The following is a 25,330-nucleotide window of genomic DNA, read 5'->3' as shown; positions in this document are numbered from 1 at the left end:
ACTCCCCGAACGTACCCATCGTCACATCGTCGCGACTGGAGGAGCTGCGTGAATGCCGACGAAATGATCATGGTCAGCGTGGACGACCACGTGGTGGAACCGCCCTCGTTGTTCGAGGAGCACATCCCTGCCCGGTTCCGTGACAAGGCGCCGCGGGTCATCACCCAGGACGACGGATCGGACGTATGGACCTTCAACGGGACGGTGATCCCGAACATCGGGCTGAACGCGGTGGCGGGGCGGCCGAAGGAGGAATACGGCATCGAGCCGACCGCCTTCAGCGAGATCCGGCCCGGCACCTACGACATCCACGAGCGGATCAAGGACATGAACGCCGGCGGGGTGCTGGCATCGATGAACTTCCCATCCTTCCCCGGCTTCTCCGGGCGGCTGTTCGCCGCATGCCAGGACAAGCAACTCGCACTGGCCGTGCTGCGCGCCTACAACGACTGGCACATCGACGAATGGGCCGGCACCTACCCCGGACGCATCATCCCGATGGCACTGCCGGTGCTATGGGACCCGGAACTGTGCGCACAGGAGGTCCGCCGGGTCGCCAAGAAGGGATGCCACTCACTCACCTTCACCGAGAACCCCGCCACCCTCGGCTACCCCAGCTTCCACAACGAAGCCTGGGACCCCCTGTGGAAGGCGGTGAGCGAGGAGAACGTCGTCGTCTCCATCCACCTCGGCTCCTCCGGCCGGATCTCGGTCACCGCCGACGACGCCCCGGTCGACGTGATGATCACCCTGCAGCCGATGAACATCTGCCAGGCCGCGGCCGACCTGCTGTGGTCACGGGTGATCAAGAACTTCCCCGACATCCGCTTCGCCCTCTCCGAGGGCGGCACCGGCTGGATCCCCTACTTCCTCGACCGCATCGACCGCACCTACGACATGCACCACCTGTGGACCGGCCAGAACTTCGGCGGCCAGCGGCCCAGCGAGGTCTTCCGGGAACACTTCCTCACCTGCTTCATCGCCGACCCCGTCGGCATCCAACTACGCCACCTCATCGGCATGGACAACATCGCCTGGGAGTGCGACTACCCCCACTCCGATTCCTCCTGGCCGCACGCCCCCGAGGAACTCGCCGCCGTCGCCCACGACATCCCACATGAAGAGGTCGACAAGATCACCCATCTCAACGCCATGCGCTGGTACTCCTTCGACCCATTCACCCACCGCACCAAGGACGAGTGCACCGTCGCCGCGCTCCGGGCCGAAGCGGCCGGCCACGACGTCAGCATCAAATCCACCGGCACACACCGACTCCCCAAATCGGTCGGCATCAGCGTCGGAGAACTCGCCAAGCGATCGACCGCCTGAAACGCGCTCAGCTCAGTGCCGCCCCGGGCCCGGCCCGGGGCGGCACTCCCCACCCTGTCACTGGGTCTCGCTCAGTGCTCCGGAACCTCGAGCCCCAGCAACGCGATCGCGTTGCCCCGCGCGATACGGTCGATGTCCGCCTGAGCGAGGTGGCCGAACTGCAGGGCGGCCTCCTCACGTGAGCGTGGCCACGTCCCGTCCTGATGCGGGTAATCGGTCTCGAACATCACGTTGCCGCGACCGACCTTCTCCAGGAGTTCCACGCCCACGGCGTCCTTGAAGAAGCAGCTGAAGATCTGCCGGTGGTAGTACGTGGAGGGCGGCTCAGGGCAGTTCTGCTGGCCACGCGCCCAGCCGCGGTGGGTCTCCCAGACGTCGTCGATACGCTCCAGCAGGTAGGGGATCCAACCGATCTGCGCCTCGGCGTACAGCAGCTTCAGGTTCGGGAAACGGTGGAGCACACCGGAGAACATGAAGTCGGTCATGCTGGCGACACTGTTGCCGAAGATGATCGTCGATCCCACCGCCGGCGGAGCATCGGCTGAGGTCTGCGGCGTCTTGGTACCGGAACCGATGTGCATGGCGAGTACGGTCCCGGTCTCGGCGCAGGCGGCGAAGAACGGGTCCCACTCACCGGAGTGGATGCTTGGCAAGCCCAGATAGCCGGGCAGCTCGCTGAACGCGACCGCACGCACGCCGCGTGCGGCATTGCGCCGCAACTCCGCCACGGCCAGCTCGACATCCCAGAGCGGGACCAGACACAGCGGGATGAGGCGGCCGCCGCTGCCACCGCACCACTCCTCGACCATCCAGTCGTTGTACGCCTTCACGCACAGGTGGGCGAGTTCCTTGTCCTTGGCCCAGAGGAAGATCTGCCCGCAGAACCTCGGATAGTTCGGGAAGCACATCTGCGCCTCGACGCCGTTGATGTCCATGTCGAGGATCCGCTCGGCGGGCTGCCAGCAGCCGGGGCGCATGTCCGCGTACGTGATGCCGTCGTTGGTCACCTCGTCGGCGGGCACACCGGCAGCGGCGATGTAGCGCTTGATCTGGGCCAAGGCGTCCTCGTAGGCCCACCAGGCGACGTCGGGTCCGTCGGTGCCGGGCGTCTCGATATACCGGCCGTCCACCAGCTTCACCGAGCCCGCAGGGGCATGCACGATGTGCGGTCCGCGGTCACGCAGCCGGGAGGGAAGCCGGTCGCTCCACACCCCCGGGGGCTCGACGACATGGGCGTCCACGTCGATCAGCTGCGGAATCTTCGCGAGCCGCTCGTCGAGCACGTCGCGGCGGATCGTGGTCTCCGTCATCCGGGCCTCCTTCGATCATGAGTCTCATGCGCCGGCTGTGCGCGTGGTTTCCCAACCCGTCGTCAGCCCAGCGTGATCAGCCGTTCCGCCAGCTGCCAGCCGTCGAGCGTGCGCCGGAAGCAGTCGCGGTAGGCACCCATCTGCCGCAGCACCGGAGTCCCTCCGGTGTCGCCGTAGAACTGAAAGTACGAGTCCGCAACGGCGGTCTCGCCTCGCACGGTCACCGCCGTGGTGCCCACGAGGTGGCGGGTGGCGCTACCGGGCCCGGCGGTTCCGGCGGCACGCCGCTCGGCGCCGGCCGCCACGATCTCGCCGCGGTTTCGCTTGACCGGCACGCCCGGCATCTCCCAGCGGGCGTCCTCGGTGAAGAGGGCTCCGTAGTCGTCCAGCTCCCCCGCATCCGAGTAGTGGGCGATGCGGGCGATCACATTGCGGATCGCCAACTCGTCGGCGACAGCGCCGACCCGGTCATCAGGGCCCGGAACCATCTCGGGCACGGCTGCCTGGGTCATGGTGATGTGACTCCCTTCGACCGGCCCGAGACGGGCTGGGACACCCGGGACGGGCTGGGAAACAGCCTTGCGGAGGGCACGGCTCAGGCGCCGAGTCCCGGGGCGCGGGTGCCGTAGAGACCGGTCGCGATCCGCATGCCGAGCTCGGTGGCGTCCCACTTCTCCTCGGCGTTGCCGATAGTGGCGGCCTCATGCCAGCCGCGCATCAGATAGATCTTGTCGTGGATCGCGCGCAGCACCTGACCGGTCACATGCTGCGCCTCGTCACTGGCGAGCCAGGCAACCAGCGGGGAGCTGCCCGCGGGGTCCATCGGGTGGTACTGCCCTTCCGGCAGCTCGTCGGGCTCGAAAGCCTTGAGGTCCTTGCCCGAAGTGGCCGTCAGACGCGTCATCCCGCCGGGCCCTACGGCGTTCACGGTGACGCCGAGCTTGTACAGCTCCAGGCTCGTGGTCAGGGTCAGGCCGACGATCGCCGCCTTCGCCGTCGCATAGTTGGACTGGCCGAAGTTGCCCAACAGCCCCGCACCCGACGTGGTGTTGATCACCCGGCCGGTGAACGTCTCCCCCGCCTTGGCCCGCCTGCGCCACTCCACCGCGGCCAGATGCGTCATCAGCCAGGTACCGCGGACGTGCACCCGCATGACCGCGTCGAAATCCTGGACCGGCATGTTCCAGATGACCTTGTCACGAACGATCCCGGCGTTGTTGACGAGGACATCGAGGCGCCCGAACTCGCTGACCGTCCGCTCGACCAGCGCGGAGGCCTGCGTCTCGTCCGCGATATCGGCGTAGTCGGCGATCGCCGTTCCCCCACGCTTGGTGATCAGCTCGGCGACTTCGTCCGCGTCGCCACCCGAACCCTTGCCGCGCACGTCGCTGCCCAAGTCGGCCACCACGACCGTGGCACCGTGCTTGGCCAGCTCGAACGCATGGCCACGGCCGATGCCGTGGGCCGCGCCCGTCACGATGGCGATCTTGCCTTCCAGCAGACGCTCCACAAGGCCCTCCCTGAAGATCGGACGCTACGGCGGCCTGGACCTGGCCCAACCCAAGTAAAGAATATATACATTATCAATGCTCTCGCCAGAGTAAGGCTCTCCCCTTGGAGGTACTCATGGCTTCCTCATCCTCTGCCACCGGCCCCGGCGCCTTCACCGACCCGCGCGGTGATCTGCGCTGGGGCACCACGAGCGCGCTGCTGGCCGACGCCGCCGCCCGCCTCGGGCCGGCCGAAGCGATCGTCGACGGCGACACGCGGCTGAGCTACGCCGACCTGGACACCGCGGTGACGGCGGCGGCCCGCGCCTTCGTCAAAGCAGGTGTCACCAAGGGCGATCGGGTCGCCGTCTGGTCCCCCAACAGTGCGCGATGGATCGTCGCGGCTCTCGGCCTTCAGCGCGCGGGTGGCGTGCTGGTGCCGCTGAACACCCGGTTCCAAGGGGCCGAAGCGGCCTACATCCTGGCCAAGAGCCAGGCGCGCGTCCTGTGCGTGGTCCGTGAATTCCTGGGCCGCGACTACCCGGCTTCGCTCGAGAGCGGGGCCGGCGGCCCGGGCGACGGACGCCCTTTCGCCGAACTGCCGGATCTGGAGCATGTGATCGTGCTGGAGGGCAGTCCCGGCCCTCGTATGACGGCGTGGGACGACTTCGTCGCTGCTGGAGCGGCGGTCGGTGACGAGGATCTGCGTCAGGCGGCGGCCGGATTGGGGCCCGACGACCTGTCCGACATGCTGTTCACGTCCGGCACCACCGGCCACCCGAAGGGCACCATGTGCACGCACGGCCAGACGCTGCGGGCGTACAGCGTGTGGTGCAAGGTGGTCGGGCTGCGCGAGGGCGACCGCTACCTCATCGTGAACCCGTTCTTCCACGGCTTCGGCTACAAATCGGGGTGGCTGGCCTCGTTCATCGTGGGCGCCACCGCGCTACCCGAGCGGACCCTCGACGTGCCGCGCGTCCTGAAGGTGGTGCGGGATGAGCGGGTGACCGTACTGCCCGGCACACCGACCCTCTACCAGACGATGCTGGAGCACCCCGCTTTCAGCGCCGACGGTGTATCTCACCTGCGCCTCGCCGTGACCGGCGCGGCGAACGTGCCCCCCAGTCTGCTGTACCGCATCCGCGAGGAACTGGGCTTCGAGCACATCGTGACGGGCTACGGGCTCACCGAGTCGTGCGCGATCGTGTCGATGTGCCGCTACGACGACCCGCTGGAGGTCGTGGCCGCCACCGCGGGCCGGCCGCTGCCGGGACTGGAAGTCCGCGTCGTGGACCCGGCGGGCGAACCCGTACCCTCGGGCACCGAGGGAGAGATCGTCGTCCGCGGCTACACCGTCATGAAAGGCTATTTCGGCGAAGAGCAGGAAACCGCGGCGACCGTCGACGCGGACGGTTGGCTGCACACGGGCGACATCGGCGTCCTCGACAAGGAGGGCCGCATCCGGATCACCGATCGCCTCAAGGACATGTTCATCGTCGGCGGGTTCAACGCCTACCCTGCCGAAATCGAGAAGATCCTCGACAGCCACCCGCTCGTCGCACGCAGCGCGGTCATCGGTGTCCCGGACGTCCGCATGGGCGAGGTGGGCGCCGCATTCGTCGTACCGCGGCGCGGGGCCACAATCGCCACTGCCGAGCTGATCACCTGGGCACGCCGGAACATGGCCAACTACAAGGTGCCCCGCCAGGTGCACGTCGTCGACGACCTGCCGGTCAACGCATCCGGCAAGGTGCTGAAGACCGAGCTGCGGCAGCGGCTGGCCGCTGCCGCAGGCGTCCCCGACCGGAGCTGACCAGCCGGCCTCGCCCGTCGTCAGCCGCCGAACGCACCGGCCTTCCGCAGGCGCTCGAACCGCTCCTCGTCATATCCGAGCAGTTCGCGGGCTATCTCCTCGGTGTGCTCGCCGGCAGCGGGGGCGCGGCGCCCGGCGGCGGGCGGAGCCTCACCCGCCACCCGTACGGGGAACGGCAGCTGCTCGGCGACCAACCGGTCGGAGGGCTGCCATGGCATGCGGTCCGCGAACTGCCGGTCGGACGCGATGGTGGCAGGGGTGTTGACCGGGCACAGTGGCACGTCATGGTCGAGGCCGAACTCCACCCACGCCTCTGTGGTACGGCGAAGGAAGATGGCCGCCAGTTCGCGGCGCAGTGCCAGATCGCCACGTGCGTGGTCCGCCACTTCTGAGCCGGGGTGCGCCTCGAACAGGTCGTCACGGCCGATGGCGGAGCAGAAGTTGCGCCAGAACTTCCGTTCCGAGGCCATGAACAGAACGTGCCCGTCCGCCGATGCGTAGAACTGATAGCGGACGCTGTCGGCCATGCCGGCCGTACCCGGGGGCCGCCGCTCGTAGCCGTCGGCCGCATTGCCGGTGACCTCGCTCTGCGGCCGCGCGTAAGCGCGATGGCCTTCACTGCGCAGCCAGTCGAAAGCGGCGGCCGCGTCGGACTGCGCGACTTCGAGATGGCACCCCTCTCCGGTTGCGCGCGCACGCAGTACCGCTGCCAGGATCGCCGCGGTCCCGAAGAGCGGGCCGGCCGCGATACCGATCGAGGTGTGGTCGGGGATCGACGGCAGGTCGTCCGGGCCGGCGACGGGAGCCACGGTGCCTGCCCAGGCGTCGTAGGCGATTCCATGGCTGGGCAGCTCACGGTAGGGGCCGGTCATTCCGTACCCGCTGATGGTGAACATCACCACGGCCGGGTTGACCTGGCGGAGACGCTCGTATCCGACGCCGCGCCGGTCAAGACCTCCCGGACGCATCGCTTCGATCACCGCGTCGGCGCCCGCCACCAGGTCCAGGAACACCTCGCGCCCTGCGTCCGTGCGCAGATCGAGAGTGATGCTCCGCTTGCCCCGGCTGATGTGCAGGTGCAGGAGTGAACTCCCCTCGACGATGGGCCAGCTCATGGACCGGATGTAGTCACCGGACGGCGGCTCGACCTTGATCACGTCGGCCCCGAGATCGGCCAGCGGTGTGGAGACGGCGCCGGGACCCAGCATCGAGCACTCGACCACTCGCAAGCCCCGCAGGAGGCTGCCACCCACCAATTCCAGCGCGTCGGACACAAAAACCCCTCCTGTTGGTACAGACGAAACGTGACGGTCCAGCGGAGCGGATCAGCACACCGTCCAACGCGGTGCGCGCTTCTCGGCGAAGGCGCTGGGACCCTCGGTCTGGTCGGGGTGGCCCCACACGCTGGTCATCTCCGCCGCTCCGGCCTTGCAGGCATCGGTCAGGCCCATCTCGAGTGCGCCCCACAGGGCCCGCTTGGTCGCCCGCAGGGCAGCCGGGGAGTTGCGGGCGATCTTCTCCGCGAGCTCCTGGGCTGCTTCGTGCAGCCGCTCGGGCGGGTCGACGACCTCGCTGACCATGCCGAGCTGATACGCCCGCTGTGCGCTCATCCGCTCGTAGCGGCCGACCAGCGCCATCCGCAGCACTGCCTCGGCGGGCATCCGCCGCATGAGACCGATCGTCTCGATCGCGCTGACCTGTCCCACGGACACGTGCGGGTCGGTGAAACTGGCGTCCGCTGCGGCCAGCACGATGTCGGCGTCAGCGACGAAGTGCAGGCCGCCGCCTGCGCAGACGCCGTTGACCGCAGCGATCACCGGCTTGTCGATGCCGAGCTGCCACGAGGTGAACCCCATGTCCCAGCGCTGCACCGAGTCCCGGTACCGCTCCATGCCGAGTCCGTCTGTGGCCAGTTCCATGACGTCGGCCCCGGTCTGGAAGGACCGCCCGTTGGCGGCGTTGACGATGACCCGCACTTCGGGGTCTTCGGCGAACTCGGTCCAGGCGAGGCGCAGTTCGTCACGCATCGCGTTGTTCATCGCATTGCCGCGCTCGGGACGGTTGAATACCAGCCAGCCGACGTGGCCGCGCCGCCAGAGTTCCAACGTCTCGTAACCCATCATGCCTCTCCCTGCTCGGATGCGCCGGCCCGGTCTGTCGCGAGCAGGCTCCAGCTCGGCCTGACGGCCAACTCCGCTTCGCTGAGGGCAACTTCCCCGATGATCCTCGTTGGTGATCGTTCCTTCCGTGGGCAAGATCGCCCGTCCTCTCTCCGACGGCTGCTCCGTCGGCGAGACGCTCTCGCGTCTGCAGTGACCTGACCACTATGATAGATATTGAATAAATGATAAATACCTTAGGGGGAGGCGTGAGTGGCGTCCTTCATCTGGAACGGCACGGTCCCGTCGGCTGGTTGATCTTCAACCGTCCTCACGTCGGCAACGCCATGGACGCGGCGATGATGGCGGCACTGCCCGAGGCGTGGATGGAGCTGAACACCGACGCGGACGTGCGCGCGATCGTCGTCACCGGCAACGGCCAGGCCTTTCAGACCGGCCTCGACGTCCAGCAACTCAGCCGCGATCCCGCAGCGCTACGCGAGATGTCCCGCCGTACCCGCCGCGCCGACCCGCGCCTGACGGCGTGGCACCTCGGCGTGGCCAAGCCAGTGGTCACCGCGGTCAACGGCATCTGCGCAGGCGGCGGCCTGCACTTCGTGGCCGACTCCGACATCGTGATCGCCTCGACCGACGCGGTGTTCCTGGATCCTCATGTGAGTATCGGTCAGGTCAGCGCCTTCGAGCCGATCGGGATGGTCCGCCGCGCCGCGTTCGGCTCGGTGGCTCGTATGGCGCTGACGGGGTCGCACGAGCGGGTCAGCGCTGCGGAAGCACTGCGTCTGGGCTGGGTCAGCGACGTCGTCGCCCCTGACCGGCTGCGCGCCGCCGCTCAGGAACTGGGACAACGGCTGGCGGACAACGATCCCCAAGCTGTGGCTGCGACCAAACGGGCTCTGTGGGCCGCCCTCGAGACCGGACTGAGCGAGACAAGGGGACGGGAGCGGTGAGCGTGCCCCTTGAGGAGTGCACCACCGAGCAGGACGTGGTGGCTGCCATCCCGGCGCGGCTCGCCGCCGAGGTTTCCGGGGCATGCTCCGCAGCCGCGCCAACACGATCCAGCTGATCCTTGAAGCCGGTCTCAGGCGCTCTGGACAGCAAAGAAATATACATGATACACAAATCATCCCGCTGCCAGGAGGTGAGCTGTTGTCCACGTATGAGACGCTCAAATACGAGGAGCATGGGCCGGTGGCGTGGGTGACTCTGCAGCGGCCGGAAGTCCACAACGCCTTTGATCTCACGATGATGCAGGAGCTGCATTCCTGCTGGCGGGAGCTGCGGGACAACGACGACGTCCGCGTCGTGGTACTCACGGGCTCCGGAGACGAGGCGTTCTGCACCGGCCTGGACCGCGACGCGGCTCACGTCGGGGCACCGGGTCTGCTGAACGACATCGGGCAGCGCGGTGCGACACCGTTCCACCACAACGAACCGGACGATCTGCTGCCGCCGAAAACGGCCGCCGACCTTTGGAAGCCGGTCATCGCGGCAGTGAACGGGATGGCCTGTGGGGGCGCCTTCTACCTGCTGGGAGAGGCGGAGTTCATCATCGCCGCCGACCACGCCACATTCTTCGACCCTCACACCACCTTCGGCATGGCCGCGGTGATGGAACCGATGATGATGCTCCAACGGATGCCGATCGGCGAGATCATGCGGCTGTCCCTGATGGGCTCGCACGAGCGCATGACGGCGCAGCGGGCCTACGAAGTCGGACTGGTCCAGGAGATCGTTCCCGCCGAGCGACTACACGAAGCCGCCCAGCGGGCGGCGGAGATCATCGCCTCTCAACCACCTCTGGCCGTCCAGGCCACCGTACGTGCCATCTGGTACGCGCAGGAGCTGGGCTACCGCCAGGCGCTGGACGTCGGCCGAACCCTCGTCATGCTCGGCACCGACCAGGAGTCCCTCGCCGAGGGACAGCGGGCCTTCCGCTCCGGACGGCGCATCGGGTGGCGGCCGCGCTGACGGACACAGACATCACGTACCCACGCCGGCGGGCTTCCCGAGCGGAACACGACGGAGAGGGGGTGCGCTCCGGTGGACGAGGACGAGGCGGGCGAGGTCATAGCTCAGGTCATAGCTCTGGTGCGGCAGTTCGTCCGCGAGCACGTGGGTCCCCGCGGGCTCCTGTGGGTACTCCTGGGCCGGCACCGGCCCGATCCTGTCGTCACACCGGGCGGCCGGCGCCGGGGTTCACCAGCCGCGGAACCGCGGGGGGCGGCGCTCCAGGAAGGCACGCAGCCCTTCCTGGCCGTCGGCGCTGGTCATGTTGATCTCCGCCGCCATCGCCTCTTCGGCCAGTGCGGTCGCCCGGTCCACGTCGAGCGCCCGGTTCACCAGCCGCTTGCCAAGACCCAGCGCCACGGTCGGCCCGGCGGCGAGCCGCGCCGCCCACTCGGCGGCGGTCTCCGCCAGCTTCTCGCCGGGCACCACCCGGTTGACCAGGCCAATCCGCTCGGCGTCCGCCGCCGGCAGGTCGTCCCCGAAGAAGATCAGCTCCTTTGCCCGGTGCGTACCGATCCGCCTGGTCAGCAGGTACGCACCCGCACCGTCCACCACCAGACCGCGGCGGGCGAAGACCTCGATGAACTTCGCGGACTCCGCGGCCAGCACCAGGTCGCAGGCGTAGGCGAGGTGGCAGCCGATGCCCGCCGCGGTGCCGTTGACCGCCGCGATGACCGGCTTGTCGCAGTCGAGGACCGCACTGATCAGCCGCTGGGCCCCGTCGGCGATGGCTCGCGCCACCGACCCTGCCGGTTGCTGGGGCTGGTCCTCCGGCTGGTCGTCGGCCACCGGCGCGGATGAGCCGAGGTCAGCCCCGGTGCAGAAGTGACGGTCGCCGGTGGCGGTAAGCACGACGACCCGCACGAGTGGGTCACGGCCGGCCTCGGCCAGACAGTCGATGAGCGCCTGCCGCAGCGTGGGCGACAGGGCGTTGCCCGCGCGCGGGCGGTTCAGCGTGAGCCGGACCACCCCATCGGCACTCTGCGTCCGCAGCAGTTCGGACTCGCTCGGTTGATCGGCCACGGGCAGCCACCACCTCTCCTCACAGGTGAAAGACGGATATCGGCGAACATTCCCAACGAGCAACCGGCGCGGACCCGTTGGTGCCGGTGTACTCGGATCGGGTTCAGGGCGTCCCCAGGATGGAGACGAAGCTGACCATCTCGCCCGGGTAACCCCCGAGGTTGTGGGTGAGGGCGAGGGAACGGGAACCGTAGGTGGAGATACGGCGGTCGGCCGGGGCCTCGCCACGGAGTTGGAGCCACGCCTCGAACATCATGCGCAGGCCGGACGCGCCGACCGGGTGCCCGAAGGACTTCAGGCCGCCGTCGGGGTTGACCGGGACGCGGCCGTCGAGGTCGAAGTCGCCGTCGAGCACCCGCTTCCAGGCGGTGCCGCGTTCGGCGAGGCCGAGGTCCTCCATGAGTACCAGCTCGGTGGGGGTGAAGCAGTCGTGCACCTCGGCCATGGCCAGCTCGTCGGCGGGTGAGGAGATGCCGACCTGGGCGTAGGCGTCGCGGGCCGAGGCGGCCACCTCCGGGAAGGTGGTGTAGTCGTAGGCGGGGTCCATCAGGCCGGAGCCGTCACCGGCGACGAGCGAAAGAGCCTTGATCAGGAGCGGTTTGTCGGTGTAGCGGTGGGCGTCCTCCGCCCGGACGACGATGGCCGCTGCCGAGCCGTCGGCCACGCCGGCGCAGTCGAACACGGACAGGCCGCCCGCCACGGCCGGCATAGTGCAGAGCTGCTCGACCGGCATCTCCTTGCGGAACTGCGCGCGCGGATTGCGGGCGCCGTTGGCGTGGTTCTTCGACGCGATGCGCGCCAGGACGGTGCGCATCTCCTCGTCGGAGACGCCGTACCGGTGTGCGTAGGCCGGGGCCACCATGGAGAACATGGCTGCCGCGGTGAGCGTGCGCTGGGTGCCGTCGTTCGGGATGGGGAAGGCGTTCAGGCCCTGGTAGCCGGAATCCTTGACCTTCTCCACCCCGACCGCCATGGCCACGTCGTAGGCTCCGGCGGCAACCGCGTAGGCGGCCTGACGCAGCGCCTCGGAGCCGGTGGCGCAGTAGTTCTCCACCCGGGTCACCGGCTTGTCGTGCAGGCGCAGCGGCTTGGCCAGGGTCAGGCCCCCCATCCCCGACTGGGCGGTGCCCAGCCAGTAGGCGTCCACGTCGTCCTGGGTGATCCCGGCCGAGGCGAACGCCTCACTGGTCGAGTCGATCAGCAACTCGTCGACGCCCTTGTCCCAGTGCGCGGTGAACCGAGTACAGCCCATGCCGACGATGGCGACCCGGTCCTTGATGCCGTGCGAACCCATGTCACGCACCCCTCTCCGGCTCCCGCAGCGGCCGGGCCTTCCAGAAGTAGTTGTGCACGCCCTCGGCGGTGAAAAGCCGTCGGAACGTCGGCTCTACCCGCCCCCCGATGCGGACCTCGGACTCGTCCACATCGGTCAGCTCGATCGGCAGGCGTCCGCCGCCGTCGAAGTCGACCACGGCGAAGACCACCGGCGGACTCGGCGAGTAGGCCAGCCGGTCCACGGTGAAGGTCACGATCGTGCCCGGCGTGTCCGCCATCGGCGCCGCGGCGCCGTCCAGCGGCGACGGCGGCAACCGGACCATGCCGTCCGTGCCGGACGAGCCGACGAAGCCGTACTTCCACTCCCGGTTGCGGTTGGCGGCCGAGGCGGACGGCCGCGCGGGCTCCGGACGGCGGGGTGGCTCCACCGGGAGGAAGCCGCGCCAGGCCAGGAAGCGGCCGTAGTCGATCGGACCGTCAGTGGCCAGCTGCGCTGCCAGGGGGCGGGCGGGCCGGTAGGCGGCCAGGGCGTCGGTGGTGCGCAGCACCACGGCGTCCGCGCCGTCGGACAGGGTAAGCAGCACCAGGATGCGCCCTGCCTCGCCGGTTGCGGACTCCTGCTCCAGGGCCGCGCCCAGCAGCAGCGCGGGTTGGGCGGCCCCGGGGTTGCCGACCCGGCTCTCCAAACGGTCGGCCACCCGGTCCGCCGGCACCCCGGAGGCTGCCGCGACCGCCCGCGCCGCGCGGCCGTGCAAGCCCGCCACCACCAGGGCTGTGACCTCGGCCGGGTCCACCCCGGCGTCGCCGAGCGCCCGCTTCAGCGCCTCGGTCCCGAGCGCGGTGTACCGGCTCTCGCCGAACCGCTCCTCCCACAGCCGGGACGCCCGCTCGCCGGGAATGCGCCAACGGTCCAGGAACTCCTCGGTCGCCGAGGCCGCAGCCACCAGCTCGGCCAGCACGGGGCCGTCGGCCTCGCTACCGACCAGCAGCGCCGCGCCCGCGTCGCCTCCGGCAGCCTCATCCGGCGAACCCGGGCGGCCGGAGCGCAGGTCGGCGGCCACCACCAGCACCGGCACCGTCGCATCCAGCGCGGCGCGCAGCGCCCCGACGGCCGAGCGCACCGACCCGGCCGCGTCGTAGGCCGGGACGTCCCGGTCCAGGCGCAGGGCGGCGTGCAGCGCGGTGGCGTTGGTCTTGTCCGTGTAGGGAGGGTCGGTGGTGGCGAACCAGAGGGCCCTCGGCATCGTCGGCGCCTCGCGCAGCGCGAGCGATGCCGCGGCGACGCCGAGGGTGGTGGCGTCCTCGTCGTATGAGGCCACAGTGCGGGTGCCCCGGCCGCCGCCGGTACCGGCCACGGCGGTGATCGAACCCAAGTCCAGTCTCCGGTAGGGCAGGTAGCCGCCCCAGGCCAGAATTCCATGCATGAAGCCAGGCTAGGTGATGTTTTATAAAATATTCAAGGCCGCAGTACTCCCCCACACCGCCGCCCCCCATGGTCGCTACGCTCCTCCGCAACAACCTCGGCAAACGCAGCAACTGTGTGGAGGTGCTACCCCGGTGTCGCCGCGGACGGACCAGGGGCGACACCGCTCAGCTCTCAGCGGTCTCGTCGGAGTCGAACATGTGGCGGCCGCGGAACAACTCGACCACGAGACTTCCCTGCCGGCGCAGCATGGTCGCGTACTCACTCTCGGCACCGGCGGCTTCATTGCGCTCGATTGCCCCCAGGATCGCCGCGGTGCCCTCCCGGGCCACGACGTCGGTGCCCGGCACCAGCTCGAAGAAGTTGCCCGGCACCAGGTCCGTCATCTGCCGCAGCATGGTGCGCAGCCGCGGTGACCTCGCCGCCTCGATGACCGTACGGTGGAAACTGAGCGTGTACTCATAGAGGTTGACCGGATCCTTGGTCCGCGCGATCTTCTTCCGGATCGGCTCGAGCAACCGCGCCAGCTCCGGCCCTTGCCGCTCCACCGCCCGCTTGACCCCGAACCCGTAGAACAACCCGTACAGCTCGTAGTGGTCCCGTACCGAAGGCTCGTCGAGGCCGTTCACGAAGACCCCACGGTGCGGGACGATAGTCATCCAGCCTTCGCGCTCCAGAGTGAGCAGCGCCTCGCGGACAGGTACCCGCGAGACGCCCAAGGTCTGCGCGATGGCATCCTGCGGCACCCGCTGCCCCTGCTTCAGCACGCCCTCGAATATCAACCGCCGGACGTACAGCCGAACCTGCTCACCACTGCTCAGCCGATACAACTGCTCACCCGGCAGAGACACACTCGACCGCTCCGCGGGCGGAAGCGGGGACTCAAGAGACTGCTGACGGCGAGGCATCGGTCTCACTCCCTAGATTTTCCGCGGCCGACTCCGTCGGTCCCTGGCCTCATGACGCAGCAGGCCAACCAGCGCTGTCACGCTGCCGGCCTGCGCTTCAGGCGGCGGGCGCAGGTCTCCTCGGGGTGACGTGGCCCCGGCTGAGCACAGGGAACGATTGGAAGATTCTATTTTAGATAAAATACTAGCGGCGGTCGTCGGCCCGGCGGGATAGTGACTGTTAGTTCGCGCCCGTCTGGCATCAGCCGCCCAGGAGTGGTTCGTGGACCAGCCCGGCATTCATGTGCAGCGGTCAAGCCGGTCACGCCCAGCACGCCGCACGGCGGAGCTGACCGCATGTCAGAGCTTGTGAGAAGAGTTCTCCTCCGATCCAAGGGGTTCTGTTGAGCGAAGACGAAGCCGCCGTCGCTGAGGGGCCGCTACCGCCCCCCGGCATGGAGGTCATCCGGCAGCGCAGCGGCGAGAAGACAGCCCAGTACATCCGCCGGCTGATCTTCGACGGCCGACTGCGGCAGGGGGACCGGGTGCCCCAGGACGATATAGCGCGGGCACTCGGCGTCAGCCGCCTCCCGGTACGGGAGGCGTTGCTGTCCCTGGAGCAGGATGGCTGGGTCACCATCCGGCCTCACCGCGGCGCGTTCATCGCCCCGCTGGACGCGACCGTCGTCGCCGACCATTACGCGCTGTACGGGCTCATGCACGGATTCGCGGCCCGCCGCGCGGCAGCCCGGATCAGCACGGAGTCCCTGGCCCGGCTGCGCGAGCTCTCCGGGCTGCTCGCCGCCGAGAACGACCCCGAGGCGTTCGCCCGGCTGAGCCTCGAGTTCGACCGCCTGGTGCGGGGGACGGCCAGCTCCGCACGGTTGCGATCGCTGCTGCGCGCCATGGTCGGCCTCATCCCCGGCAACTTCTTCGCCCTCGTCTCCGGCGCGATCGAAGTGGAGCGCGCGGGCAGTGCGGCCATCGTCGAAGCGCTGTCCCGGCGCGACGGCGAGACGGCGAGCGAGGCATATGCAGGGATGCTCCGCCGGCAGGGCGAGCTGGTGGTACGACTGTTCACCGAGCGCGGCCTGTTCGCCCCGGAGTATCCGGACGCCCACACCGAGGCCGCGAGCTGATCCGCAGCGCGGCGGCAACCGGTAACGGAACGCAGGTGCTGGGCCCACACAACACGCCTTGTTCGCAGCCTCGTGACGCTGGAGCAGGATGCATGCGGCGGGTCGGCTCACGCAGCCGCCTGCGGTCACAGTCTGCGGCCGGTGCGGAACTCCTTCGGGACCCAGGACGGTTCGCGCTTCTCTGCGAAAGCACGCATTCCTTCGGCCATTTCCTCGGACTGAAGCATCGCGTCATACGTCATGCGGTCGACGGGCGCGTAGTGGTCGTTGATGACCCGCTTGACCTGGAACCGCGCCCCCGGTGCCGTTCGGCAGATCTGGGTGGCGACTTCCGTTGCCACGTCCTGCACTTGGTCGTCCGGGACCACCCGTGTGAAGATGCCCCACCGCTCGGCCTCCTCAGCCGTCACGACCCGTCCCGTGAGCAGCATGTCGCGGGCGCGGGCGACTCCGATCTGGGCGGGCAGGTAGGCGGCGTAGCCCATGTCCGCTATGCCGCGCAGGAGCTCGGGGGCTCGGACGGTGGCGCTCTGCGCGGCGACGGAAACGTCGGACAGCATCGCGATGAGAAGGCCGCCGCCCTGCGCAAGGCCGTTGACCGCGGAGACCACCGGTTTCGCGGATCGACGGATCGCCTCGAAGGGCGTCGCATCAAGGCCCAGCAGATCGGGGAAGTCCATCCATCGGTCCGGTTCCCGGCCGCGCAGTTCCCCGCCAGGGATGAACACACCGCCGGTACCCGTGATGATCAGGGCCGCCAGCTCCGGGTCGCGGTTGACGAGGTCCACCGCCCGACGCACACCGAAGTACATCGAGCTGGTAAGGGCGTTTCGCGAGTCCGGCCGATCGACGACACACCACGCCAGCGGGCCCCTGCGCTCCAGCCGGAGGTAGGGACTCCCCAGGTCGTCACCGCTCAAGCCAACGGGTTCATCCATGAGCTGCCCCTGCTGAGGCTGTCAGCTGCTCGGCGGCTGCAAGGTCATTCGGCAACAGCTTCGGGGAAGTGTCCATGCGGAGGCGTGTCAGCTTCGAGGTCTTGATGCGCCACACGCCGTCCGCCTTCTCGTAGGTCTCGTGATAGTGGCCGAAGCCCCTCATCTCCCGGCCGTCGGGGTACCAGAGGCGGTCCTCCAAGGCCCAGATTCCGGTGGCCGTGGACGGGGAGGTGAGGGTGATCTCCGGTGTGTGGCCTTGATGCACGGTCGACACGTCGGCCAGGAGGTCGCTGACGTAGGCGATGAACGTGTCGCCGCCGGTGGTCACGATGCCACCCGACTCGGTTGTGTCCACCACCAGGTCGTCGGTGAACACCTGGCGCATGCCGTCCCAGTCCTTGGTGTCCAGCATGCGGAAGTACCTGGCCTTGAGCTGCTTGATGGCCTCGATGTCGTCCATGGCAAACCCGCCTTTCGGTAGTTCCCCTTGACCACTGGTCAGCTGGTGAACGCGGGCATCACGTCGCGTTCGAACAGGCGCAGGCTCGACCACGCCAGCTCGATCGGCATCCCGCCGCACAACGGATGGAACTGGGCGAAGGGGTACGGCGATGCCGCCAGCTCCGCCGCGAACTGTGCAGGCGTCAGAACCCTGTACTGGCCGGTCGCCCGCAGGTCGTCGGCGTCGGCAACGGTGCGGTACGGGGCAGTGAGGTCGCCCGGAGCGTGCCAGGTGCCGTAGGCATTCGTCTCGTGGAGGAAGTACGGCGCCATCTGCTCCCAGCCCTTGTCGGGATCTTCAGCGAGCGCCACGACCCGGGTGTCGCCCAGGGGGCCCGGGCCGGGGTCCAGCCGGCCGAGTTTCCGGACTTCGTCCCTGTAGAACTCCCAGAGCGCGGGCACCGAGGGGAGGAAGCCGTCGGCGATGCGGGCGGCGCGGCGTGCGGCCGGTTCGCTGCTGCCGCCGAGCAGGATGGTCGGGCCCCCGGGCCGGAACGGCGCCGGCGTGACGTGTACCGTGCGGCCCCGGTAGGTGAACGGCTCACCGGTGAAGGCCGCCTTCAGGGTGGTCACCAGCTCGGTCACGCGCCTGACCCGTTCGTCCATCGGCACGTCGAACATCGCGAACTCCTGCGGCACATAGCCGCCGGCGACGACCAGATCGGCCCGCCCCCTGCTCAGGTTGTCGAGCACGGTCATTTCCTCGGCGAGGCGCAGAGCGTCGTGGAACGGGGCTATCAGCGCGGCGATGAGGAAGCGGATGTTCGTCGTACGAGCCGCCATGGCCGCGAGCATCTGAACCGGGCACGGAAGATAGCCGTCCGGGGAACCATGGTGCTCGGACACGGTCACGCTCACGAAGCCGAGCCGGTCGGCCCACTCGACCATATCCAGGGCGGCCGCATAGCGGTCGGCCATGGTCGTCCCGGCGAGCTCCGGGTTGCGGAAGTCGAAACGAAGGGCGAACGCTCCGCCTGGACGATTCCTCGGCATGCCTTGCTCCTCTCGCGTGACCGCCGCCTGCATGACCCGACCGACGGCGCGACGCCGCCGACCGTGCCCAAGTCAGCCGAGGGTGAGCTGTCGGCGGGTGATCTTCCAGCCGTCGCTCGTACGCCGAAAGGTGTCGAGGTAGTGACCAGCCGCCGAGATGGCCGGCGAGCCGGGCCCGCCACTGACGAACACCCACTGCGACTCCGCCGTGGCAGTGTCGCCCTGGATGTCCACGGCGGTGGTGCCCACGATGTGGCGGCTGCCCGTGCCCGGCCCGAGAAGCCCGGCAGCGTACCCGCTGACGTTCCCGGCGCGGATCTCGTCGTGGCCGGTCCGCTGGTTGCCCGGCATCTCCCAGACCGCGTCCTTCGCGAACAGCTCCACATAGGAGTCCACGTCGCCACCGTCGGTGTACAGGGACACCTTGGCGATGATGTTACGCACGGCCAGTTCGTCGGCAGTGCACCTGATCACTTCATCCTGGCTCATGAATCAGTCACTTCCGCTCCAGACGGCGGCCACGGTCTTCTTAAAGTGGTCCGTGGCCGTGGCGGTCTGCAGAACCCTCCGCCAAGTATTGCCATCTTTTACAGGATAGCAATACTAGCTACAGATGAAGGCAGGATGCGTCGCCGCGGAGTCCACAACCGGCAGTGGTGCCGCGCGCGATGACCCTGCCTCGGACTGTCAGGAGGGCAGGGCATCGTGGAATTCGGACTGTTCGTGCAGGGGTACGTTCCCAAGATGCGGGCCGAGGGCGATCCGCTCGCCGAGCACCACGCACTCCTCAACGAGGCACGCATCGTGATCGAGGCCGACCGCAGCGGCTTCAAGTACGCCTGGGCCTCGGAGCACCATTTCCTGCAGGAATACTCACACCTGTCGGCGAACAGCGTGTTCCTCGGCTATCTCGCCCACGCCACCGAGCGGATCCACCTCGGTTCGGGCATCTTCAACCCGCTCGCCCCGGTCAATCATCCGGCCGTCGTTGCCGAGAAGGCCGCGATGCTCGACCAGCTCTCTGGCGGCCGGTTCGAGTTCGGCACCGGCCGGGGCGCCGGCAGCCACGAGATCCTCGGCTTCCTGCCCGATGCCCCCGACATGGACATCACTCGGGAGTACTGGGAGGAGACCATCGCGGAGTTCCCGAAGATGTGGCTCCAGGACGAGTACCAGGGCTTCCAAGGCAAGCACTGGTCACTGCCCCCACGCCGGATCCTGCCCAAGCCGTACGGCCCGAGCCACCCGCCGATGTGGTACGCCGCCGGATCGCCGTCCTCGTACGCCATGGCCGGCCGCAAGGGCCTGGGCGTGCTCGGCTTCAGCATCGCGCGCGTCAGCGACATGGAGAAGGTCGTCGACGGCTACCGGGCAGCGATCGCCGATCCCGACCCCATCGGCGCCTACGTCAACGACAACGTCCTGGTCTGTATGCCCGCCTTCTGCGCGCCCACCCACGAGGAGGCCGTTCGGATGGCGGTGAGCAGCGGCCTGGGCTATTTGCGGTCACTCGTCTTCCGGTACCACGACACCTTCCCGCGGCCCAGTGACGTGCCCCCCTGGCCGGAGGTACTCCCCGAGTACACGACGGAGGTCGTCGAGGCGGCCATCGCCCAGGGCGCGCTGGTGTGCGGCGACCCCTCCGAGGTGGTCGCGCAGTGCCGGCGGTGGGACCAGGCGGGCGCCGACCAGATGGCCCTGTCGGTGCCCATGGGCGGGCCCGTCGACGACGCGCTCACCACCATCCGCCTCCTCGGCGAGCACGTCATCCCGGTGATCGACCCCGACCCTGTGCACCGCACCACCCGCTTCCGCTCCTCCGCCCAGTAACCGAAGTACCGGACGGCCGGCGGCCCCGGACGCTGCTGCGTCCGGGGCCGCCGGCAGTGCGAGCGCGCGCTGCCATGCCCTCCCCGTCCTCCCAGGCGGCGGCGCGTCACTCACCGACGAAGCGCGCCACGGCCTGCACCGCCGCGGCCGACCGGGGGTCGTCCGGAACCACCACCGGCCACACGTGCGGCAGGTCGGGAACGAGGTGCGTCTCTACGGGCACTTGGGCGCCGGCCGCCCGCCGGGCGAAGACGGCGGCGTCGTCGAGCAGCACCTCGCCGGTGCCGGCGAAGAGCAGCACCGGCGGCAGGCCGGTCGGGTCGGCCTCCTGCGGCGACGCCAGCGGCTGGGTCGCCGCCGCCAGCCCCTGCAGGTACCCGTCGGCGGCCGCCTGGGCGGACTCGCGGGAGAACAAAGTGTCGCTTTGCGCGTTGAACTCGAAGGAGGCCGAGGCCGCGGTCAGGTCCAGCCACGGGGAGAACAGCACCAGCCGCCTCGGTGGCGACACGGGGACACTTCGCGCGCACAGGGCCAGCGCCACCGCGAGTCCACCGCCTGCCGAGTCGCCGGAGAGCACCGGCCCATCCCCCTCTTCCGGGGCCAGCGCCTGCCAGACCGCAGCCGCGTCGTGCAGGGCCGCCGGGAAGGGGTGCTCCGGCGCGAGCCGGTAGTCCGGGACGACCACTCGGTGTCCGGTGGCGCGGGCCAGGCGATGCGCGAAGGCGATCCACATCACCGGCGCGCCCAGGCGGTAGCCGCCACCGTGCAGGTGCACCAGCACCGGCGGCTGCGCCCCGTCCGCCGAGCCGCCCACCGCCCCGTGCTCGGGCTCGACCACCGCGCAGGGGATGCCTCCGATGCTGTCGCGGTGCCAGGGGACGCCGTCCGGAACAGCGGCAGCGGCCTCGACCGCCCGGCGCATCTCGACCAGGTCGGCCGGAGCCGTGTGGCCCTCCCGCAGCGCGGGCAGACCCCAGGCGGCCAGTTCCTTCAGGGTGGTTTCGCTGTCCGTTTCGCTTTCCATGTCCTCGAGTGACTCCCTTCAGCAGGCTTTCCGCACAGGCTGAGTGCGACAGCCCGTACAGTTCTTGGCCCCGGGCCCCTCGCGGGCGGCCAGGTCGCCCAGACACACGGTCAGTCCAACAGGCTTGCGTCCGCAGCGAGTTCCGCGCGCACACTCACCTCCCAGAAGCCGTGGAATCCGTTGCCGTCGCTGCGGCGGGAGCGTTCGAGCCAGAAATCGGGCACCCGGCTCGGTGCCCGGCTGCCGGCCGCCCGGACCATCCAGGCACTGCGGCAACGCTGCTCCAACGCGACCGCGCGCTGGTGGACCGCCCGCACGGTCGAGCCCAGCACGAAGACGCCGTGCCCGGCCAGCAGAGCCAGTTCGGCGGCACCCATCGCCGCGACCGCCTTCGCGGCGACCGACGAGTCGTCGACGCCGCCCTCGTACTCGTCGACGAGCACGAGGTCGCCGCCGCCGAGGCTGGAGCTCTGGTCATAGACCGGCGGGATCTCCCCCATGTCCGCCCACGTGGTCCCGTACCTGGGGTGATGGTGCAGCGCGACCTGCACGTCGGGGCGGATCCGGTGCAGTTCGAGGTGGAGCGGAATACCGAGCGGCGCCGGCCAGTCCCCCGCCACGACGTTGCCGTCCAGGTCGATACGGATCACGTCACTCGCCCGGATCTCGTTCCACGCCAGCAGCCACGGGTTGCACAGCAGCGTGCCGTCGCCCAGGTTGTAGGTGATGTGTCCGGCGAGGTGGTCGTCGTAGCCCTCTCGCCAGAGCGTACGGGCCAGTAGCACGATCTCCTGGGCGGGCGTGAGATCCGGAATGAGCCTGCCGGGCCTCGGCACGAATGGCATGGCGACTCCTCGGGTCGGTGACGATGTCATCCGGCGGTCGGTCAGGGCTTGTTGGTGTTGCCCGCGTCGACGGTCAGCTGGAGGCCTGTGACGTACCGCGACTCGTCCGAGGCCAGCCACAGAACGGCCTGCGACACGTCCCGCGGCTGGATCACTCCGACGCCAAGGGGGGCGGCTGCGTCCGTCGGACTGTCCAGATCGGGGAGGATGTTGGCCGCTCCGGAGACGAACAGCGGCACCGTCGCGGCCATCTCCAGCGCGCTCCCGTCGCTTCCCATCGGCGTCGCCACGCCGGTCGGGTGCACCGTGTTCACGCGAATCCGATGCTGCCCCAGCTCGTTCGCGAACGCCTTCATCAGTCCCACCACACCGTGCTTGGAGGCGACGTAGTGCGCGTAGGGCACCTGACCTCGGATCCCGGCGGCGGAGCTGGTGAGGATCATCGATCCGCCGTGCCCCGCCTCGATCATCGCGGGCGCGGTCGCCTGGATGGTGTTCCACACGCCCTTGAGGTTGGTGTCGACGACCGCGTCGTAGGCGTCCTCGGGGATCTCCAGCGCGCTGGGGTGGAAGGTGATGACGCCCGCGTTGGCGCAGACCACGTCGATGTGCCCGAACGCCTCCAGGCCGGCAGCCACGGCGGCCTTCAGCTCTCCGATGCGGCGCACATCGGCCACGGCGGTCGTGCAGCGGCGGCCCAGCTTCTCCACCAGCTCCTTGGTCTCCGCCAAATCGTCCGGCGTGGCCATCGGGTAGAGCACACGGTCGCTCACCGGGCCGCAGATGTCGGTGGCGATGATGTCGGCGCCCTCCTCGGCGAGGCGGACCGCGTGCGCGCGACCCTGTCCGCGGCCCGCGCCGGTGATGAAAGCGACCTTGCCGGCAACTCGACCCATGGTTCGACTCCTGGATGATGTCAGGCGGCCGCTGTCGTGAACGGCCGCGGTGCCCCCGCCGCAGCGCCGCAGCGCGGTGAGCTCGCGAGGACCGGGCGTGGTTACAGCACGTCTCCCGCCGCTTTGAGCCGCAGGATGGTGTCCCAGTCACGGCCGAGTTCCAGCAGGATCTCGTCTCCCTGCTCGCCGTGCTCGGGCGCGCGGGTGAGACTCGGCGGGGTGTCGTCGAACTGCGCCGGGCTGGCGACGAGGGGGTAGGGACCGGCCGGTCCCCGGACCTGGGTGACGTACTGGTTGGCCGTCACCTGCACGTCCTCGCCTGCCTCGCGGGCGGACTGCACGACGGACCAGGGTACGGGGAGGCCGGCCAGCATCTTGGTCCACTCGGCGAGATCCCGCTCGGCGAAGACGGCGTCGAGGGCCGCGACGCATTCGGCGGCGTTGGCCAGTCGGGCCTCACCGCTGTTGAAGCGGGGATCCGCGCCCAGCTCGGGGCGGCCGATCACCTCGCAGAACGTCTCGAAGCTGCCCTCGGTGAGGATGCCGGAGAGGTTGATGTAGCGTCCGTCGCGGGTGCGGTACGCACTGACCGTGGGGTTGGGCGACTGGGCGTGCCGGAACCGCGGGATGTTCTCGACGCCGTACAACTGGGCGGCCACGACGCCCGGGGAGAGCACCCACAGGCCCGAGGACAGCAGCGAGACGTCGACCACCGCGCCGCGCCCCGTGCGCTCCCGGCGGAACAGGGCCGCGGCGATGGCGCCGGCCAGGAAGGTTCCGGAGGTCAGGTCGCCCAGGGCAGGGGAGATAAGCGGGACGAACTCGTCGGCGACCTGACTGGCCGCGTGGCCGATGCCCGACCGGCTCCAGAAGTCGGTCATGTCGTAGCCGCCGCGCTCGCGCTCCGGCCCGCGGTCGCCGTGGCCGGTGGCGCGGGCGTAGATCAGGCGGTCGTTGACCGCGGACAGGTCGTCCAGGTCGAGTCCGAAGCGTGTCCGGGCGTTGGGCAGCAGGTTGGTGATGAAGACGTCGGCCTCGCGGACGAGGTCGTACAGGACCTCTCGGCCTCCGTCGGTGGAGACGTCCAGGCCCATGCAGCGCTTGCCGCGGTTGAGGATCTCCCACATGAACTTCACCCCGACGTCCTTGGCCGGCAGGGCGGCCACGGGGGTGCCGTTCATCGGGTCGGCGGTGCCGGGAGGCACGATCTTGATCACGTCGGCGCCCCAGTCGGCGAGCACCGCACCGGCCGAGGGGGCGAACGCGTACATCGCCACCTCGACCACCCTGACGCCTTGCAGTACGTCGTAGCTCATATCCCCAGCAGCCCGCTCAGGTTGGTTTCGGCGATCTTGACGGCGTCGGCGTCGGGCACGTCAGCCATGGCCTCGGACAGCTCCTTGCGGTTGTTGGGCCAACGGCCGTCGCCGTGCGGAAAGTCGCCCTCCCACAGCAGGTTGTCGACGGGGACGTCGCCCAGCGAGCGCAGGGCAAACTGCTCGTCGACGAGGCAGGCGTACATGTGCTCCGCGAACAGCTCGCGCGGGGCTCGCCGGCCCATACCGGCCTGGCCGATGGACAGATCCCGGCCCAAACGGGCGTCGTTGAAGGCCTTCTCGGCGCGCTCCAGCAGGTAGGGGATCCAGCCGGCACCGCCCTCGGACAGGATGACCTTCAGATTGGTGAAGCGCTCCAGCACATCGGACATCAGCCAGTCTGCCGCGGCCATCATCGAATTGACGCCGTTGAGGGTGACCAGCACCCCGGGAGGGGCGTCGTCGGAGGTGGTCACCAGGCGGGAGGAGCTGCCGATGTGCTGGCACACAGGCAGGCCGGCCTGGTCGATGACCGCCCAAAGCGGGTCCCAGTGACGCGTATGCAGCGAGGGCAGGCCGAGGACCGTGGGGTTCTCGGAGAAGGCGATGGCCTTGGCACCCTTGGCGATGACCCGCTCTGCCTCGGCGACCGCCAGGTCGATGTCGTACAGCGGGAGGATCGCGGCGCCGTACAGGCGGGCCGGGTCGGTGGCGCACCACTCGTCGATCAGGTAGTCGTTGTAGGTCTTGAGGAACACCAGTCCGGCCTCGAGGTCCTTGACGCCGAGGAAGAAGCGGTGTCCGGCGAAGCGCGCATAGTTCGGGAACATCAACTGACCCCACACGCCGTCGATGTCCATGTCCCTCAGCCGCTCGGCCGGGTCGTAGCAGCCGGGGCGGATCTCGTCGAAGCGGGCGGTCCCGGGGGCGGGCGGGTAGCCCTTCTCGGGGTGGCCGGGCAGCGGGCGGCAGCTGCCCATGGGGATGTAGGTGAGCTGGTCCTCGTACAGCCACGCCTGGCGGCCGTCCTTCTCGATCACGCGCGGGGCGCGGTCGCGGTAGCCCGCGGGTACCCGATCCACCCACAGGTCCGGCGGCTCGATGATGTGGTCGTCGGCGGAGATCAGTTTGGTGTCGGGAGGCAGCATCGCCTTTCCTTTCTGCCGACTCG

25 protein-coding genes are annotated in these 25,330 nt (G+C 69.2%); 6 read left to right on the top strand and 19 right to left on the bottom strand.

Going from position 1 to position 25,330, the window contains the following annotated elements; all coding sequences use genetic code 11:
- Positions 1-48 precede the first annotated feature (48 nt).
- Complete coding sequence (locus ABT009_RS25315) at positions 49-1,329, top strand: amidohydrolase family protein (RefSeq protein WP_351299164.1); 1,281 nt, start codon at positions 49-51, stop codon at positions 1,327-1,329.
- 71 nt (positions 1,330-1,400) lie between these two features.
- On the opposite strand, the gene ABT009_RS25310 is transcribed toward ABT009_RS25315, so the two are convergent.
- The 3 genes from ABT009_RS25310 to ABT009_RS25300 all read right to left on the bottom strand — a co-directional run bounded on the left by ABT009_RS25310 (position 1,401) and on the right by ABT009_RS25300 (position 4,149).
- Positions 1,401-2,639 (bottom strand): amidohydrolase family protein, encoded by a 1,239-nt coding sequence (locus ABT009_RS25310; RefSeq protein WP_351299161.1) that lies wholly within the window; start codon positions 2,637-2,639, stop codon positions 1,401-1,403.
- Positions 2,640-2,701: 62 nt separating this feature from the next.
- Positions 2,702-3,151, bottom strand: a complete 450-nt coding sequence (locus tag ABT009_RS25305) for a nuclear transport factor 2 family protein (protein ID WP_351299158.1) — start codon at positions 3,149-3,151, stop codon at positions 2,702-2,704.
- Positions 3,152-3,234: 83 nt separating this feature from the next.
- Complete coding sequence (locus ABT009_RS25300; protein WP_351299155.1) at positions 3,235-4,149, bottom strand: SDR family NAD(P)-dependent oxidoreductase; 915 nt, start codon at positions 4,147-4,149, stop codon at positions 3,235-3,237.
- A gap of 116 nt (positions 4,150-4,265) precedes the next feature.
- Here ABT009_RS25300 and ABT009_RS25295 point away from each other — a divergent pair, with 116 nt between their 5' ends.
- Positions 4,266-5,942, top strand: a complete 1,677-nt coding sequence (locus ABT009_RS25295; RefSeq protein ID WP_351299152.1) for a FadD3 family acyl-CoA ligase — start codon at positions 4,266-4,268, stop codon at positions 5,940-5,942.
- Between the two features lie 20 nt (positions 5,943-5,962).
- Here ABT009_RS25295 and ABT009_RS25290 read toward each other — a convergent pair whose 3' ends face one another.
- Positions 5,963-7,216 carry a CaiB/BaiF CoA transferase family protein gene (locus ABT009_RS25290; RefSeq protein WP_351299149.1) on the bottom strand — a complete coding sequence of 418 codons (1,254 nt, stop codon included), beginning with the start codon at positions 7,214-7,216 and terminating at the stop codon, positions 5,963-5,965.
- Positions 7,217-7,267: 51 nt separating this feature from the next.
- A complete protein-coding gene (locus ABT009_RS25285) occupies positions 7,268-8,065 on the bottom strand; it encodes an enoyl-CoA hydratase/isomerase family protein (protein WP_351299146.1) in 798 nt (265 codons plus the stop codon).
- 245 nt (positions 8,066-8,310) lie between these two features.
- On the opposite strand from ABT009_RS25285, the gene ABT009_RS25280 reads away from it, so the two are divergent.
- On the top strand, positions 8,311-9,009 hold the full coding sequence (locus tag ABT009_RS25280; protein ID WP_351299143.1) for an enoyl-CoA hydratase/isomerase family protein: 699 nt from the start codon (positions 8,311-8,313) through the stop codon (positions 9,007-9,009).
- 199 nt (positions 9,010-9,208) lie between these two features.
- Entirely contained in the window at positions 9,209-10,030 is an 822-nt protein-coding gene (locus ABT009_RS25275; protein WP_351299140.1) for an enoyl-CoA hydratase/isomerase family protein, read from the top strand.
- A gap of 12 nt (positions 10,031-10,042) precedes the next feature.
- Here the strand turns inward: ABT009_RS25275 and ABT009_RS25270 are convergent, their stop codons facing one another.
- The 5 genes from ABT009_RS25270 to ABT009_RS25250 form a co-directional block, all read right to left on the bottom strand.
- On the bottom strand, positions 10,043-10,216 hold the full coding sequence (locus ABT009_RS25270) for a hypothetical protein (protein WP_351299137.1): 174 nt from the start codon (positions 10,214-10,216) through the stop codon (positions 10,043-10,045).
- Positions 10,217-10,258: 42 nt separating this feature from the next.
- Entirely contained in the window at positions 10,259-11,092 is an 834-nt protein-coding gene (locus tag ABT009_RS25265) for an enoyl-CoA hydratase/isomerase family protein (protein WP_351299134.1), read from the bottom strand.
- A 103-nt stretch (positions 11,093-11,195) separates the two neighbouring features.
- Entirely contained in the window at positions 11,196-12,386 is a 1,191-nt protein-coding gene (locus ABT009_RS25260; protein ID WP_351299131.1) for an acetyl-CoA acetyltransferase, read from the bottom strand.
- A gap of 1 nt (position 12,387) precedes the next feature.
- Positions 12,388-13,791: an OB-fold domain-containing protein gene (locus ABT009_RS25255; RefSeq protein ID WP_351299128.1), complete on the bottom strand. Its 1,404-nt coding sequence runs from the start codon at positions 13,789-13,791 to the stop codon at positions 12,388-12,390.
- Positions 13,792-13,957: 166 nt separating this feature from the next.
- A complete protein-coding gene (locus ABT009_RS25250; protein WP_351299125.1) occupies positions 13,958-14,641 on the bottom strand; it encodes a GntR family transcriptional regulator in 684 nt (227 codons plus the stop codon).
- Positions 14,642-15,081: 440 nt separating this feature from the next.
- Here ABT009_RS25250 and ABT009_RS25245 point away from each other — a divergent pair, with 440 nt between their 5' ends.
- On the top strand, positions 15,082-15,816 hold the full coding sequence (locus ABT009_RS25245) for a GntR family transcriptional regulator (protein ID WP_351299123.1): 735 nt from the start codon (positions 15,082-15,084) through the stop codon (positions 15,814-15,816).
- 125 nt (positions 15,817-15,941) lie between these two features.
- On the opposite strand, the gene ABT009_RS25240 is transcribed toward ABT009_RS25245, so the two are convergent.
- The 4 genes from ABT009_RS25240 to ABT009_RS25225 all read right to left on the bottom strand — a co-directional run bounded on the left by ABT009_RS25240 (position 15,942) and on the right by ABT009_RS25225 (position 18,737).
- The gene (locus ABT009_RS25240; RefSeq protein ID WP_351299120.1) at positions 15,942-16,754 is read right to left on the bottom strand and encodes an enoyl-CoA hydratase/isomerase family protein; all 813 of its coding nucleotides are present in this window, start codon (positions 16,752-16,754) and stop codon (positions 15,942-15,944) included.
- Positions 16,747-17,214, bottom strand: a complete 468-nt coding sequence (locus ABT009_RS25235) for a nuclear transport factor 2 family protein (protein ID WP_351299117.1) — start codon at positions 17,212-17,214, stop codon at positions 16,747-16,749. Before ABT009_RS25235 ends, ABT009_RS25240 begins: the two co-directional genes overlap by 8 nt.
- Positions 17,215-17,252: 38 nt before the next feature.
- Complete coding sequence (locus ABT009_RS25230; RefSeq protein WP_351299114.1) at positions 17,253-18,248, bottom strand: LLM class flavin-dependent oxidoreductase; 996 nt, start codon at positions 18,246-18,248, stop codon at positions 17,253-17,255.
- A 72-nt stretch (positions 18,249-18,320) separates the two neighbouring features.
- A complete protein-coding gene (locus tag ABT009_RS25225; RefSeq protein ID WP_351299111.1) occupies positions 18,321-18,737 on the bottom strand; it encodes a nuclear transport factor 2 family protein in 417 nt (138 codons plus the stop codon).
- 216 nt (positions 18,738-18,953) lie between these two features.
- Here ABT009_RS25225 and ABT009_RS25220 point away from each other — a divergent pair, with 216 nt between their 5' ends.
- Positions 18,954-20,078, top strand: coding sequence for an LLM class flavin-dependent oxidoreductase (locus tag ABT009_RS25220; protein ID WP_351299109.1), 1,125 nt, complete (start codon positions 18,954-18,956; stop codon positions 20,076-20,078).
- 106 nt (positions 20,079-20,184) lie between these two features.
- On the opposite strand, the gene ABT009_RS25215 is transcribed toward ABT009_RS25220, so the two are convergent.
- The 5 genes from ABT009_RS25215 to ABT009_RS25195 form a co-directional block, all read right to left on the bottom strand.
- Positions 20,185-21,102 (bottom strand): alpha/beta hydrolase, encoded by a 918-nt coding sequence (locus ABT009_RS25215; protein WP_351299106.1) that lies wholly within the window; start codon positions 21,100-21,102, stop codon positions 20,185-20,187.
- Between the two features lie 110 nt (positions 21,103-21,212).
- On the bottom strand, positions 21,213-21,947 hold the full coding sequence (locus tag ABT009_RS25210; protein WP_351299104.1) for a class II aldolase/adducin family protein: 735 nt from the start codon (positions 21,945-21,947) through the stop codon (positions 21,213-21,215).
- 41 nt (positions 21,948-21,988) lie between these two features.
- Positions 21,989-22,843 (bottom strand): mycofactocin-coupled SDR family oxidoreductase, encoded by an 855-nt coding sequence (locus ABT009_RS25205; RefSeq protein WP_351299101.1) that lies wholly within the window; start codon positions 22,841-22,843, stop codon positions 21,989-21,991.
- A 101-nt stretch (positions 22,844-22,944) separates the two neighbouring features.
- Entirely contained in the window at positions 22,945-24,159 is a 1,215-nt protein-coding gene (locus ABT009_RS25200) for a CaiB/BaiF CoA transferase family protein (RefSeq protein ID WP_351299098.1), read from the bottom strand.
- The gene (locus ABT009_RS25195) at positions 24,156-25,307 is read right to left on the bottom strand and encodes an amidohydrolase family protein (protein ID WP_351299095.1); all 1,152 of its coding nucleotides are present in this window, start codon (positions 25,305-25,307) and stop codon (positions 24,156-24,158) included. Before ABT009_RS25195 ends, ABT009_RS25200 begins: the two co-directional genes overlap by 4 nt.
- Positions 25,308-25,330: the final 23 nt, after the last annotated feature.

Source organism: Streptomyces sp. NPDC002896 (assembly GCF_040295225.1).
Classification (GTDB): Bacteria; Actinomycetota; Actinomycetes; order Streptomycetales; family Streptomycetaceae; genus Streptomyces.
This window is presented reverse-complemented; position numbering and strand designations above follow the sequence as displayed.